The sequence below is a fragment of the Paraflavisolibacter caeni genome, assembly GCF_025628885.1.
In the GTDB taxonomy this organism is placed as follows: domain Bacteria; phylum Bacteroidota; class Bacteroidia; order Chitinophagales; family Chitinophagaceae; genus Flavisolibacter; species Flavisolibacter caeni.
Genome location: NZ_JAOTIF010000013.1, coordinates 48367 through 62948 on the forward strand (window position 1 = coordinate 48367; position 14582 = coordinate 62948).

The following is a 14582-nucleotide window of genomic DNA, read 5'->3' on the forward strand; positions in this document are numbered from 1 at the left end:
TAATTGATTGACTAATTATTTGATTGACTTCAGCCAGTCTGCTAAACGGTCTGGCCATGTTTCCAAATAACCCTGACCTGTGGCAAGTCCAAAGCCATGTCCACCTTTTGGATAAAGGTGCATTTCAGCAGGGACACCATTTGTTTTCAATGCCTGGTAAAATGATAAAGAATTTTCTACCGGCACGCCTTTGTCATCGGTAGCATGCACAATGAAGGTTGGAGGTGTTTCTTTGGTTACCTGAAGTTCATTGGAATATAATTTTACCATTTCCTCGGTTGGGTTGGTACCAATCAGGTTATTCCTTGAACCTTCGTGTGTATTGGGTTTGCTCATGGTGATCACCGGGTAAGCCAATATCATAAAATCGGGTCGAGAACTTATGCGTTCAACGGCATCTTTCGCAGAAGGGTCGCCTGCATCGAAATGGGTACCAAGCGTAGAAGCCAGATGACCACCGGCTGAAAAGCCCATGATGCCAACTTTATTTGGATGGATGTTCCATTTTGAAGCATTAGCTCTTACCAAACGAATGGCTCTTTTTGCATCGAGCAGGGGAGATTGGTGGGGCACCAAATTGCTTTTTGAATTTGGTAAGCGGTATTTGAGGATAATTCCTGCAATGCCTTTTGCATTGAGCCATTTGGCAAAGTCGGTCCCTTCTTTGTCATAAGCAAGTATGCCATAACCGCCACCCGGGCATATCACTACAGCCTGGCCAGTGGCAATTCCTCTGGTGGGCAAGTAAACAGTGATGTCTGGTTGCTGCACAAGGCTAATACGCAGAGTTCCTGTAGTATCTCTTTTTTCAACTTCTGAAGTTTTCTGAAAATTAGGGATCGCATTGGCTGGATAGAGGGGTATTCTTTCATCCTGAGCTTCACTGACAAACTGAGATAGCATAAAAATCGAAATTAAGAGTGAAATCCTTTTCATGCAGGTAAAAATAGGGAGAACCAAGCACTTTAATAATCTGAGAAAGATCACTATTATTTTAAGAGACGGCATTAGCATAAAGCAAAAGACCTATATGAATTTCAGAAATCATATAGGTCTTTGTAAACTAATTTCAGATCAATTTAAAACTTTAAAATCCTCTCCTGCTATCAGCTACCTGCCCTACAGGAGTGTTGTTATCTCTCAGGTTTTCTTTCAACCATTCGGTCATTTTCCGGTAGATATGCAAAGTGGAGTTGCCCCCTACTATGCCATGGGCTTTATTTGGATAATAACCGCTTTCAAAATCAATATTTTTCTGAATCATAGCTTCCACCATGAGTACACTGTTTTGGAAGTGCACATTATCATCACCAGTACCGTGAATAATCAGGAACTTGCCCTTGATCTTGTCAACGTAGTTTAGAGGAGAGCCCTCATCATATCCTTTGGGATTTTCCTGGGGCGTGCGCATAAAGCGCTCTGTATAAATATTGTCGTAGAGCCTCCATGATGTAACAGGTGCTACCGCAATTGCTGCTTTAAAAACATCTGCGCCTTTGGTAATAGCCAACGAGCTCATAAAGCCTCCATAGCTCCATCCCCAATGCCCAATTCGATTTTTGTCGATGTAAGGAAGCTTACCCAAGTATTTAGCTGCATCTATCTGGTCCTGGATCTCCAGATCTCCCAAATGCAGGTAAGTTTTCTTTTTAAACTCCTCGCCACGATAACCAGTGCCGGTATTATCTACGCTCACGACAATAAAACCATTTTGCGCCAAAAGCTGATGCCAAAAGCTTACAGCTCCAAAGCGATTGGCCACCTGCTGGGAACCGGGCCCACCATAGTTACAAAACAAAACAGGATACTTCCTTGAAGCGTCAAAATCGGCAGGTTTCAGCATCCAACCATTTAAAGTATCACCTTTTGAATTAGGAATCCGGATGAATTCGCCTCCTCCAAGATCATACTGCGCTAAAACGCTTTTTAATTTAGCGTTTTCACTAACAGTCTTGCTTTTATCAACAGAAATACTATTGCTTTTGCGCGTGATATTGAACAGAGCTACAGTTTGTGGCGTATTAATATTTGAATAATAATCGTAATACTGAGTGAACTTACCATTAAATTCAATCCTATGCCAGCCACTACCGGAAGTCAGTTGCCTGGTGGATTTTCCTTCAAAGTCAGAAACAAACAAGTTGCGATCCATAGGGGTAGGATATGCAACGGTATAATAAACCAGCCTATTGGCTTCGTCTACCCCATTTACTTCAGCAACGTCATATTTCATTTTGGTCAATTGTATTTTCCTTTTGCCATCCAGGCTATAGAGGTACAATTGATTGTAACCATTCATTTCGCTTGCAAAAAGGAAATTCCTGCCATCTTTCAGAAACCACCAATCATCTGTAATATCAACATAGTATTTATTTGTCTCCTCATAAATTGGGCTAACTGAGCCTGTTACTGCATCAGTCTGCAAAAGCTTCAGGTTATTCTGGAGGCGGTTCATCCAGAATATGACCAGCTTACTGTCGTTCTGAGTCCATTTGATGCGTGGAATATAGATATCGCCCTGTTCGTATTGAGCTTTTACATCCTGACCATTGGCCACATTGTAAAGATGGATTTCCACTTTGGAGTTTTCTTCGCCAGCCTTAGGATATTTGTAACGGTAATCAACATTATAACCATTGTTGTACAAAGTCATGTTGTATTCCTTTACCTTGCTTTCATCAAACTTGTAATAAGCCAGATAAGTTCCATTGGAGCTCCATTCAAATGCACGGGTAAAGGAAAACTCCTCCTCATACACCCAGTCGCAATTACCATTAATAATATAGTTCCATTTACCGTCTGTGGTCACCGCCGTGGTTTTGCCAGTCAGGATGTCATAGATATACAAATTATTTTCGAACACATAAGCAAGCTTATTGCCATCAGGAGAAAAGGTTGGATGCAGGATCTTGCCCTGGTGCAGGCGGATTGCTTTTTTGGTTGCAACATCGTAGAGATAAACCGTTGATTTAGATGAACGGCGGTAGATGTATTCCCGTCCATTGAAGAAAAGAATGCGTTTTTTATCGGCACTTAATTCGAAATCGGTAGTTTCCAGGCGCTTGCCGGTTTCATCGGTCACGTTCAAAGGATCAAAAAGGCTATCCTCTGGCTGGCCGGCAAAGCCACTAAAGTATTCACTCCGGAAGGTTCCATTTTTGTAAATGTCTTCCAGGGTAATTTGTTTCTTTTGAGCAAGCGTTAGAAGGGGGATGAAAAACAGTACAATAAAAAAATTCCTCATGTATACTTTTTAAGCAGTAAATGTAGGGAGGGAATTACGAATTATCAGAATGACAAATGATGAATTATGATTTTATAATGATGAGTGAGGGATTTGATTGATGTAGTTATTTATCAACTTGCGTCTACACTGTCAGCTCCGCTTTTTTTCAGGAACTTTTCGCGGATTATATCCTGAACGGCCACGTTGCGTAGTTTACTTTCCAGCCAGGAAATAATGTCCAGGTAAAGGAAGGCACGGGTTTCAAAACGGCTCCTTTCGAGGCTTTTTAAGCGGTGTAGCAGTTTTTCCAGTTCGGTCTTAATCTGATGTTTGGGTGTTTGTAAAGATTGACGAAGAAATTTCATGATCTCCTCTTCTACCCTACTCATGTTTTCCATTTTAGCCATGAAACGGTAAACTGATTTAGCCAGGTATTCCAGAATATCAAAGTTTCCGAGTTCATAATGTGCGATCAGGTGCAACAGACGGGCATAACACTGGAGATCGCTGCGCAGGTCGGTCTTCCAGTTAATGATTTTTTGCAGGTAGTCGATAGACTTATCATAATAACCACCGCCAAAGTAAAGCGACGCAAATTTGTAGTAGAATACCAGGACGCGGTGCCTGTCGAGGTAGAGCGTATATTCTGACAACTTTTCTTCAATCTGTGGCACCAATTTCAGACCTTCTTCAAAAGTGCCTTCCATAAAATGCTTATTAATCCGGGCGATATTCAGGTATACGAACACTTGTATGCGGTTGTTTTCATTCCCTGTCACGATCTTGCTTTCTGCAAACTCCTCGAAACGGTTCAATGATTCTTCGAATTTCAGGTAATTCTGAAGGTCGAAATGAGCACTGATGAGGTTGTGCATACCTTTAATATAATTAGCGGTGTCAATCTCGATCATAAAAGGCTCGGCATGGAAAATATCTACCCACCTCTGGCAATTCCGGTAATACATTAAAAAATCATGGCGAATGAATGCATACCAACAATAGCTTTGGTAAAGGTACATCCGCTCGTAAAAGCCAGTTCCATGTTTGGCGCCTTCAGGCAGGTTTTGCCGGAAGAAATTAATCAGATCCGCCTCATCTTTTTCATTGCGGGCATGCCCATGTTGGATATACCAGCTGTAGAGTTCGAGGGCCAGGTTGGAAAGACGAGTGATCATGATCAAACGCTCATTTACCGTATTAGCCTCGGTAGTCAGCTGGGTAGCCCGGTCCTGCATACTACGGGTAATGTGAAGTGACTCGATTTTTTTTTCCAGGAAAATTACCTGTACGAGCAAGCTCATCTGATTGTGAGACTTAGCGGTATCTTTTATTTTATCCAAAAGTTTCAAACTTTGGTGGTACAGGCCTTTTTTATATAAAATATGGGCGTAATCCAGTTGTTCATGCAATTGAATATCGATATCCGTTTCATTTTCCAACATCCTAAGACTACCAAGAATCTGCTTATATAAGTGAGCTTTTATATTTGATAACTGTTGTTTCGTGATGGAAGGAGCCTTTTTTAACAGAACCGCCTCATCATATTCACTCATCTTGTCAAGAGCATCAAAAAGTTGGAGGAATTTCAGCTCTTCACTGGAAGAAGTTTTTTTCACATAGAGCTTAAAATTGCGTTTTTCCCACTTTTGGAGCGAATGGACGAGTTGAAACAGAGCATCAGCGGAACGGTTAGGCATCGTAATTCTTTTTTCTTGAAACCCTTATCTATGAAGGATTTTAGCTATTTTACACCTTGTTTTACCACCGTAAAGTAACCGATATTTTGTTTTCTCCAACTTTTTTTATGAAACTACTTTACAGTCCGGCAGGCTGTTTTTGTATTTATTAGCAAGCAATCGTTTTAGAACAGCCTGCTTTTTTATAGAATCACCGCTTTAACCAGACCGACACTTTAGGCACTTAAATCATTTAATGAATTTTTTAATATATGGCTGATAACAGAGTATTTATTTTTGACACAACACTTAGAGATGGCGAGCAGGTCCCTGGCTGTAAACTAAATACATCTGAAAAGATTGAATTGGCTTTACAGTTGGAGCATCTAGGGGTAGATATTATAGAAGCTGGTTTTCCTATTTCCAGCCCCGGCGATTTTGAATCTGTAAGTAAAATTGCAGGCATAATCAAAAATGCTACTGTTTGCGGGCTCAGCCGTGCAGTACAAAAAGATATTGAAGTAGCTGGAGAAGCGCTTAAAGGAGCCCAAAGGCCAAGGATCCATACTGGCATTGGAACTTCCGATTATCACATTAAAGGAAAGTTTAATTCTAGAAGAGAAGATATTTTACAGCGGGCTATCCAGTGTGTAAAGTGGGCCAGAAACTTTACCGATGATGTTGAGTTTTATGCTGAAGATGCCGGAAGAACTGATAACGATTACCTGGCGCAGGTGATTGAAGCAGTGATTGCAGCCGGAGCTACTACGGTAAATATTCCTGATACGACAGGCTATTGTCTCCCTCATCAATATGGAGAAAAAATAGCATATTTAATTAATAATGTAAAGAATATAGATAAAGCGGTGATTTCATGTCACTGTCATAATGATCTTGGCCTGGCTACCGCGAATTCCATATCGGGAGTTATCAACGGAGCGCGCCAAATTGAGTGCACGATCAACGGTCTTGGTGAAAGAGCTGGTAATACGGCCCTGGAAGAAGTCGTCATGATCCTAAAACAACACAAGGGTCTTGGTCTATATACTAATGTGAACAGTAAAATGCTGAATCCGATCAGCCGTCTTGTTTCAGAAACCATGCGTATGCCGGTTCAGCCTAACAAAGCAATTGTTGGGGCCAATGCTTTCTCACACTCTTCCGGCATTCACCAGGATGGCTTTTTAAAGGATGCCATTACCTACGAAATCATCAACCCTGAGGAAGTGGGTGCAGAACAAAGTAAAATTGTTTTAACTGCACGCAGCGGTCGCAGTGCATTAGCTTACCGCCTGCAAAAGCTTGGTTTCCAATTTAACCGCAATGATATTGATGTATTGTACGGCATGTTCCTGAAGATTGCAGATGCTAAAAAAGAAGTAGTAGAAGAAGACCTGATGGAAATGGCCAAGCAATATCAATTAGAAGCAACCGTTGCTTAATAGTATACCTGTGGCAGGCTTCACCCTTAATCAAAAAAGTAAGCAATAGGCGAGCATAATCGGGCATATCGTTAAGAAATTTGAGCGTAGCAGCAACTAAACGATATGAAAGAATAATCTTTAATAGTGATGGGACACCATCCTTAATTTACGGCGATCAATGGTTAAAAATATAGCAGTCATATTGGGAGATGGAATTGGACCGGAAGTAACCCAACAGGCAATCAGAGTGCTGAATGCTATTGCTGAACAATTCAGGCATCAGTTCAATTATACTTACTGCCTGATGGGTGCCGGAGCGATTGAAAAGACAGGAAATCCTTTGCCCAGTGAGACATTGGAGATCTGCAAGAAAAGTGATGCGATATTATTTGGAGCTATAGGTCACCCCCGCTTTGACAACGACCCAACTGCCGATGTGCGTCCCGAACAAGGCTTATTGAAGTTACGCCAGGAACTGCAGTTATTTGCCAACATCAGGCCGGTAAGTACTGATCCAGCACTTTTTCATTTATCGCCATTGAAAAGTAAGTATCTGGAAGATGTTGATTTTGTAGTATACCGGGAACTGACCGGAGGCATTTACTTTGGCGAAAAGAAAATCAATGAAACCTACACAGAAGCCTCTGATCTATGCATTTATACCAGAAGTGAAATAGAACGTATTGCACACCTGGCCTTTCAATCGGCGAAACAAAGAAAAAAGAAACTTACGCTGATTGATAAAGCCAATGTGCTGGCTACTTCCCGACTCTGGCGAAAAGTAGTGAAGGATCTTTCACATCAGTATAAAGATGTGAAGGTTGAATATTTGTATGCAGATAATGCAGCTGTGCAAATTATTATAAACCCCAAACAATTTGATGTCATTTTAACGGAAAACCTGTTAGGTGACTTTATTTCTGATGTAGCAGCCACTATTGGCGGATCTATTGGTTTATTACCATCAGCTTCAGTAGGCGTATCTACTTCATTATTTGAACCCATTCATGGTTCTTACCCGCAAGCAGCAGGAAAAGATATTGCAAATCCTATTGGTTCAATTCTTTCCGCAGCCATGATGTTGGAATATTTCCAGTTAACGGAGGAAGCCTCTCTTATACGCTCAGGTGTAGCATGGGCTTTAGGAAATGGCTTTGTTACAAAAGATATTGATCCCGTCAATTATTATTTCACATCCACCATAGGTGAACTCATCTCTGACTTTGTGCAAAATAAGATCACAACAGATGTGAACAGGAACAATATTGAATTGAGAAAGTCGACCATCATTTGAGTGACGAGTGATTCGAATGACGAATTGAGGGAAGGGTTTGAAAGTAATGAGCGTTGCTTGTCATTTATAATTATTCAATAAAAGATAATTTACATAAACAGAACATAATAAGGCATGGAACTTAACAAATACAGTAAAATACTAACGCAAGATGAAACACAGCCAGCAGCACAAGCGATGTTGTACGGCATCGGTCTGACTGATGAAGATCTGAAAAAAGCACAGGTTGGTGTGGTAAGTATGGGCTATGATGGCAATACCTGTAATATGCACCTTAATGACCTGGCAAAGATCGTGAAACAATCGGTCTGGGATAATGAACTGGTTGGATTGATCTTCAACACTATAGGCGTTAGTGACGGCATGAGCAACGGCACTGACGGCATGCGCTATTCGCTGGTGAGCCGTGATGTAATTGCTGATTCCATTGAAACTGTTTGTGGTGCCCAATATTATGATGGCCTGATCGCATTGCCGGGATGTGACAAAAACATGCCCGGATCTCTAATCGCAATGGGCAGGCTGAACCGTCCTTCTATAATGGTTTATGGAGGAACAATTGCCCCTGGCCATTACAACGGACAAGACCTGAATATTGTATCTGCTTTTGAAGCATTAGGCCAAAAAATAGCAGGAACTATTACAGAAGAAGACTTCAGATGTGTTGTTAAAGGAGCCTGTCCCGGAGCCGGAGCCTGTGGTGGTATGTATACTGCTAATACCATGGCTGCAGCTATTGAAGCTTTGGGGATGAGCTTACCTTATTCTTCTTCCAACCCTGCGACCAGTGAAGAAAAGAAACAAGAGTGCCAGGAAGCAGGAAAAGCAATTCGCGTTCTGCTTGAAAAAGATATCAAGCCTAAAGACATCATGACCCGTAAGGCATTTGAAAATGCTATCGTGGTGATCATGGCAACCGGAGGCTCTACCAATGCGGTATTGCACCTTTTGGCTATGGCAAAAAGCGTGGATATCGATCTTACACAAGACGACTTCCAGGCAATCAGTGACAGGATACCGGTGCTGGCTGACTTTAAGCCCAGTGGAAAATATTTAATGCAGGATCTGCACACACATGGTGGTATTCCTGCTGTAATGAAGTATCTCCTGCAAAATGGCCTGTTACATGGCGATTGTTTGACAGTTACCGGCAAGACGCTAGCCGAAAACTTAGCGAATGTTCCAGACCTGGATTTTGAAAACCAAAACATCATCCATCCTTTGGAAAGAGCAATCAAGAAAACAGGCCATTTACAAATCCTTTATGGCAACCTTGCAGAAGAAGGCAGTGTTGCAAAAATCAGTGGTAAAGAAGGAGAACGCTTTGAAGGTCCTGCCCGTGTATTTGACGGAGAATTTGAACTGATTGCAGGTATCAGCAGCGGAAAAGTAAAACCAGGTGATGTTGTCGTCATCCGCTACGTCGGTCCTAAAGGCGGTCCTGGTATGCCTGAAATGTTGAAACCGACTTCCGCAATCATTGGTGCAGGTTTAGGCAAATCAGTTGCTTTGATTACTGACGGACGTTTCAGCGGCGGTACACATGGATTCGTCGTCGGACACATTGCGCCGGAAGCTTTCGAAGGCGGTTTGATTGCCTTTGTACAAGATGAAGATGTGATTGAACTCGATGCAGTTAACAATACCATCATCCTCAAAGTGGCTGATGAAGAAATAGCCCGGCGTAAGAGTCAATGGAAACAACCTCAATTAAAAGCAACCAAAGGCGTTCTTTATAAGTATGCACAGTGCGTTCAAAATGCAGCAAACGGCTGTGTAACGGATGCACCCCAGGTTCCTAAAAAGAAGCCTGCAAGTGTTCTCTAAAGGAAGGACCCTTTGAACTAAAAAAACAAGAAACAATGAGCACTCAACTTAATATAGATACTATTACTAAAAGTCAGGAACCTGCAAATCAACCCTCAACTTCAACGAAAGGCGGTGTGCAAGGTGAAGTGACTGGCTCTGTTGCTGTTTTAGAGGCAATGATTGCCGAAGGTGTTGACACCATCTTTGGTTATCCCGGCGGTGCCATAATGCCTATCTACGATGCACTATATGATTATAATGATAAGCTGCAACACATCCTGGTTCGTCATGAGCAAGGTGGCATTCATGCAGCACAAGGTTACGCCCGCGCCTCTGGCCGGGTAGGTGTTACGTTTGCCACTAGTGGACCAGGTGCGACCAACCTTGTTACAGGCCTGGCAGATGCCATGATTGACAGCACACCAATTGTTGCCATCACAGGACAAGTTTTTGCACATCTGCTCGGAACTGATGCGTTCCAGGAAACCGATGTAATCAATATTACCACTCCTGTAACCAAGTGGAATTACCAGGTTACAGACGCAACAGAAATACCCGATGTGCTGGCAAAAGCATTTTATATCGCTAGGAGCGGAAGACCTGGACCAGTATTGATTGACATTACTAAAAATGCCCAGATCCAGAAGTTTGAATACAAAGGATATACACGTTGCAATCATATACGTAGCTACCGTCCAAAGCCAATTGTACGTAAAGAATATATTGAAGAAGCTGCCCAACTGATCAATGCTGCGAAAAAGCCATTCGTTTTGTTCGGACAGGGTGTGATCCTTGGTAAAGCTGAAAAAGAATTTAAAAAGTTCATTGAAAAAGGAGGCTTACCTGCTGCCTGGACCATTCTTGGTCTCAGTGCATTATCAACCGACCATCCTTTGAATGTTGGCATGCTGGGCATGCACGGTAATTATGGTCCCAACGTACTTACCAATGATTGCGATGTACTTATTGCAGTAGGTATGCGCTTCGACGACCGGGTTACCGGGAGATTGGACAAATATGCCAAGCAGGCAAAAATTATTCATTTGGATATTGATCCTTCGGAAATCGACAAGAACGTAAAAGTAGCTGTGCCAGTTTGGGGTGATTGTAAAGAAACGCTCCCTTTGCTTACAGAGCTGATCGAACAGAAACAACATGAAGCATGGCTGGCTGAGTTCAGAGCATACCAAAAGAAAGAAGAAGAATTGTGCATTTACCCGGAAATGAACCCGAGTACTGATGTGATGTCGATGGCAGAAGTTATGAATGTGCTCAATGAACTGACTGGTGGAAATGCCATCATAGTAACTGACGTAGGCCAGCACCAAATGGTAGCCTGCCGTTATGCACAGTTCAATCAATCTAAAAGCAACATAACTTCGGGCGGCTTAGGAACCATGGGCTTCGGGTTGCCTGCAGCAATCGGTGCTAAATTCGGTGCTCCAAACAGGACAGTGATCGGTATAATCGGTGATGGCGGCATTCAAATGACCATTCAGGAATTCGGAACCATCATGCAGAGCGAGGTTGATGTTAAGATACTAATCTTAAACAACCAATTCCTGGGTATGGTGCGCCAATGGCAGCAATTGTTTCATGACAAGCGATATTCCTTTGTAGATATTGCAAGTCCTGATTATGTAACAGTAGCCAAGGGATACAGAATCGAAGGCAACAGTATTTCTAAAAGGGAAGAGCTCAGGAGTGCACTCCAGGCTATGCTTGACCACAAAGGTGCATACCTTCTTGAGGTCATGGTAGGCAAGGAAAACAACGTATTCCCTATGGTACCACAGGGATGCAGTGTGAGTGAGATCAGGCTATCATAATCTAAATTAATTTTATGAAACAAGAATTTACCATAACCGTTTATACTGAAAACCACATTGGTTTACTCAACCGGATCGCCATTATATTCTCCAGAAGGAAGATCAATATCGAAAGCCTTAATACGTCTCCTTCTGAAATAGACAGCATTCACCGCTTTACTATTGTCATCAATGAAAGCGAGGAAGTTGTGCACAAGCTTGTCAGGCAAATTGAAAAGCAGGTGCAGGTATTAAAAGCGTATTACAACAACAATGAAGAGATCATCTGGCAGGAAATGGCATTGTATAAAGTTCCTACGAATGTTATTGCAGAAAAGGTAAAAGTTGAAAGGCTTTTACACCAGTATGGTGCAAGAGCAGTAGTGATCAGGAACGATTACGTTGTATTTGAAGCAACCGGACATCGTGAAGAAACAGAAAAGCTTATCGAAGTGTTGGCTCCTTACGGTCTCATTGAATTTGTGCGTAGTGCGCGGATCGCCATTATCAAAGACTCCAGTGGTTTCCATGAGAAATTAAAAGAGTTTGAAGAACAGGAACCAGGCGAAGAGGTCATTGAAAATGAATTCTTGAGTCTACAGCAGGAGGTATTTCCGGATACGGGATATTAGATATTAGATGATGGAAGGGAGATAATCAATCAAAATTCTTAGAAATAGTTTAATCATTAAAAATCAATAAATCAGAAGTTCATGGCAAAGTTAAATTTTGGCGGTGTGGAAGAAAACGTGGTTACACGCGAAGAATTCCCGCTTTCCAAAGCACAAGAAGTATTAGCAAATGAAGTAGTAGCAGTTATAGGTTACGGTGTGCAAGGTCCCGGCCAAGCATTAAACCAAAAGGATAATGGTATTAATGTTATCGTTGGTCAGCGCAAGAATTCAAAAACATGGGATAAAGCAATTGCTGACGGTTTTGTTCCAGGTGAAACTCTTTTTGAAATTGAAGAAGCGCTACAACGAGGCACTATCATTTGCTATCTGCTGAGCGATGCTGCCCAAATTGAATTGTGGCCAACCGTTCAAAAACACTTAACCCCTGGCAAGGCATTATATTTCTCTCATGGCTTTGGTATCACCTTCAATGAAAAAACAGGCATCGTTCCTCCAAAAGATGTTGACGTATTCCTAGTTGCTCCTAAAGGTTCCGGAACATCTTTGCGCAGAATGTTCCTGGAAGGCCGCGGTTTAAACAGCTCTTATGCTATTTACCAAGATGCTACAGGAAAAGCTAAAGAAAGAGTCATTGCATTAGGTATTGCAGTGGGTAGCGGTTATCTTTTTGAAACAGATTTCAAAAAAGAAGTATTTTCTGATTTGACTGGTGAGCGTGGAACCTTGATGGGTGCCATCCAAGGTATTTTTGCAGCACAGTATCAAGTATTGCGTGAAAAAGGACACACTCCTTCTGAGGCATTCAACGAAACAGTTGAAGAATTGACACAATCCCTGATGCCATTGGTTGCAGAAAACGGTATGGACTGGATGTACGCCAACTGCTCTACAACTGCACAACGTGGTGCATTGGACTGGTGGAAGAAGTTCCGTGATGCGACATTACCTGTTTTCAACGAATTGTATGACAGCGTTGCTACAGGTAAAGAAGCTCAGCGCTCTATCGATTCAAACAGCCAGGCTGATTACCGCGTGAAACTGGAAGGAGAACTGAAAGAACTTCGTGACAGTGAAATGTGGCAAGCGGGTAAAACAGTAAGAAGTCTGCGTCCTGAAAATCAGAAAGCAGAAGCAGAAGCAAAAGCTTAATCATTAAGAACATAAGAAGGGCTGTGCCATATAACCAATAATTAACGTTCGTTAATTATTGGTTTTGAGTACAGCCCTTTTTTCACCAACAATGCCAGAGGTAGTTACTCATAAAAAACCAGTGTTTGATTTTCAGAAAGCGGCTGAAAGATTAAGTAGCGTGGTGATCAAAACACCACTGATGTTTAATTCCAATCTTTCCCGTAAGTATGAGGCCAATATTTACTTAAAACGTGAGGATCTTCAGGTTGTACGTTCGTACAAACTACGAGGTGCTTACAACATGATGAGCAGCCTCACTCCTGAACAATTACAATGTGGTGTGGTGTGCGCATCTGCTGGTAATCATGCACAGGGTTTTGCTTTTTCGTGCAAGAAGCTCGGCATTAAGGGTATGGTATTCATGCCGATCATTACTCCTCAGCAAAAAGTACAGCAGACAAGGATGTTTGGTGAACAATTTATAGAAATCAAACTGGTGGGAGACACGTTTGATGATTGTGCAATCGCAGCCAAGCAATTCACTGTTGAACACGGCATGACTTTTATCCCTCCATTTGATGATTACAGAATCATTGAAGGACAGGGAACAATCGGGATAGAAATCCTGGATGAACTCCAGGATGTTAATTATTTATTTATTCCCATCGGTGGTGGCGGTTTATGTGCAGGGGTTGGGACCTATATCAAAACCTTTTCTCCAAAGACACAAATTATAGGCTTAGAACCAGAAGGTGCGCCCTCGATGAAAGCTGCTTTAGCGGCAGGACACCCTGTAACACTTGAAAACATTGACCGATTCGTTGATGGTGCGGCTGTAAAACGCGTAGGCGATCTAACTTTTCCCCTGTGCAAGGATGTTTTAGATGAGATGAGCCTGGTGCCAGAAGGCAAGGTATGCTCCACCATCCTAAAGCTTTATAATGAAGATGCATTGGTGGCAGAACCAGCTGGCGCTTTATCTATAGCAGCTTTAGATGACTATGCTGAAAAAATCAAAGGCAAAACTGTAGTGTGCATTGTCAGTGGAAGTAACAATGATATTGACCGAATGCAGGAGATCAAGGAACGGTCTCTACAGTATGAAGGATTAAAGCATTATTTTCTCATACGTTTTGCCCAAAGGCCTGGAGCACTGAAAGAATTTGTAAATCATGTGCTTGGCCCCAATGATGATATTACACGTTTTGAATACATGCAAAAACATAATAAGGAAACGGGCCCTGCCCTGGTGGGTATAGAGTTGCAATCTCCAAAGGATTATGAAGTATTAGTTAAAAATCTTGACAGGCACCATATTAACTATACTATTCTTAATAAAGATGACAATCTATTTGGGTATCTTGTATAGAAAAGAAACGTTTTATATGGCATATCTATAAAGAAACAGTCTAATAGACGATAAAAAAGGCAAAATCTTTATATTAACAGATTTCGATCTTGTTTAATAATTTTCATATATAAGGCCCAAATCTTAAATTATATTTAAAAAAATAGATAAAAAATTATTTAAAAAAGCGAAAAAATTACATTTCCAAGACATTTCAGTAGTAAGAATGTA

General features: G+C 41.7%; 10 protein-coding genes. 7 read left to right on the top strand and 3 right to left on the bottom strand.

Going from position 1 to position 14582, the window contains the following annotated elements:
- Positions 1 to 15: 15 nt before the first annotated feature.
- From OCK74_RS15615 to OCK74_RS15625, 3 genes are all read right to left on the bottom strand, one after another.
- Positions 16 to 903: an alpha/beta hydrolase gene (locus tag OCK74_RS15615; protein WP_279297989.1), complete on the bottom strand. Its 888-nt coding sequence runs from the start codon at positions 901 to 903 to the stop codon at positions 16 to 18.
- Positions 904 to 1087: 184 nt separating this feature from the next.
- The gene (locus OCK74_RS15620) at positions 1088 to 3244 is read right to left on the bottom strand and encodes a S9 family peptidase (RefSeq protein WP_279297990.1); all 2157 of its coding nucleotides are present in this window, start codon (positions 3242 to 3244) and stop codon (positions 1088 to 1090) included.
- A 113-nt stretch (positions 3245 to 3357) separates the two neighbouring features.
- Positions 3358 to 4923, bottom strand: coding sequence for a hypothetical protein (locus OCK74_RS15625; RefSeq protein ID WP_279297991.1), 1566 nt, complete (start codon positions 4921 to 4923; stop codon positions 3358 to 3360).
- A 251-nt stretch (positions 4924 to 5174) separates the two neighbouring features.
- Between OCK74_RS15625 and OCK74_RS15630 the strand changes: the two genes are divergently transcribed.
- The 7 genes from OCK74_RS15630 (at position 5175) to ilvA (ending at position 14372) form a co-directional block, all read left to right on the top strand.
- Positions 5175 to 6344: a 2-isopropylmalate synthase gene (locus OCK74_RS15630; RefSeq protein ID WP_279297992.1), complete on the top strand. Its 1170-nt coding sequence runs from the start codon at positions 5175 to 5177 to the stop codon at positions 6342 to 6344.
- A 160-nt stretch (positions 6345 to 6504) separates the two neighbouring features.
- Positions 6505 to 7620 carry a 3-isopropylmalate dehydrogenase gene (gene leuB / locus OCK74_RS15635; protein WP_279297993.1) on the top strand — a complete coding sequence of 372 codons (1116 nt, stop codon included), beginning with the start codon at positions 6505 to 6507 and terminating at the stop codon, positions 7618 to 7620.
- Positions 7621 to 7734: 114 nt separating this feature from the next.
- Positions 7735 to 9447 carry a dihydroxy-acid dehydratase gene (gene ilvD, locus OCK74_RS15640; protein ID WP_279297994.1) on the top strand — a complete coding sequence of 571 codons (1713 nt, stop codon included), beginning with the start codon at positions 7735 to 7737 and terminating at the stop codon, positions 9445 to 9447.
- Between the two features lie 35 nt (positions 9448 to 9482).
- Positions 9483 to 11258, top strand: a complete 1776-nt coding sequence (gene ilvB / locus OCK74_RS15645; RefSeq protein WP_279297995.1) for a biosynthetic-type acetolactate synthase large subunit — start codon at positions 9483 to 9485, stop codon at positions 11256 to 11258.
- A 14-nt stretch (positions 11259 to 11272) separates the two neighbouring features.
- A complete protein-coding gene (ilvN, locus tag OCK74_RS15650; RefSeq protein WP_279297996.1) occupies positions 11273 to 11869 on the top strand; it encodes an acetolactate synthase small subunit in 597 nt (198 codons plus the stop codon).
- An 81-nt stretch (positions 11870 to 11950) separates the two neighbouring features.
- Positions 11951 to 13021, top strand: a complete 1071-nt coding sequence (ilvC, locus tag OCK74_RS15655; protein WP_279297997.1) for a ketol-acid reductoisomerase — start codon at positions 11951 to 11953, stop codon at positions 13019 to 13021.
- A gap of 64 nt (positions 13022 to 13085) precedes the next feature.
- The gene (gene ilvA / locus OCK74_RS15660) at positions 13086 to 14372 is read left to right on the top strand and encodes a threonine ammonia-lyase (protein ID WP_279297998.1); all 1287 of its coding nucleotides are present in this window, start codon (positions 13086 to 13088) and stop codon (positions 14370 to 14372) included.
- Positions 14373 to 14582 lie beyond the last annotated feature (210 nt).

Coding starts and splice junctions, on each gene's coding strand:
- OCK74_RS15615 (WP_279297989.1), bottom strand. CDS start 903: ATGCTATCTCAGTTTGTCAGTGAAGCTCAGGATGAAAGAATACCCCTC.
- OCK74_RS15620 (WP_279297990.1), bottom strand. CDS start 3,244: ATGAGGAATTTTTTTATTGTACTGTTTTTCATCCCCCTTCTAACGCTT.
- OCK74_RS15625 (WP_279297991.1), bottom strand. CDS start 4,923: ATGCCTAACCGTTCCGCTGATGCTCTGTTTCAACTCGTCCATTCGCTC.
- OCK74_RS15630 (WP_279297992.1), top strand. CDS start 5,175: ATGGCTGATAACAGAGTATTTATTTTTGACACAACACTTAGAGATGGC.
- leuB (WP_279297993.1), top strand. CDS start 6,505: ATGGTTAAAAATATAGCAGTCATATTGGGAGATGGAATTGGACCGGAA.
- ilvD (WP_279297994.1), top strand. CDS start 7,735: ATGGAACTTAACAAATACAGTAAAATACTAACGCAAGATGAAACACAG.
- ilvB (WP_279297995.1), top strand. CDS start 9,483: ATGAGCACTCAACTTAATATAGATACTATTACTAAAAGTCAGGAACCT.
- ilvN (WP_279297996.1), top strand. CDS start 11,273: ATGAAACAAGAATTTACCATAACCGTTTATACTGAAAACCACATTGGT.
- ilvC (WP_279297997.1), top strand. CDS start 11,951: ATGGCAAAGTTAAATTTTGGCGGTGTGGAAGAAAACGTGGTTACACGC.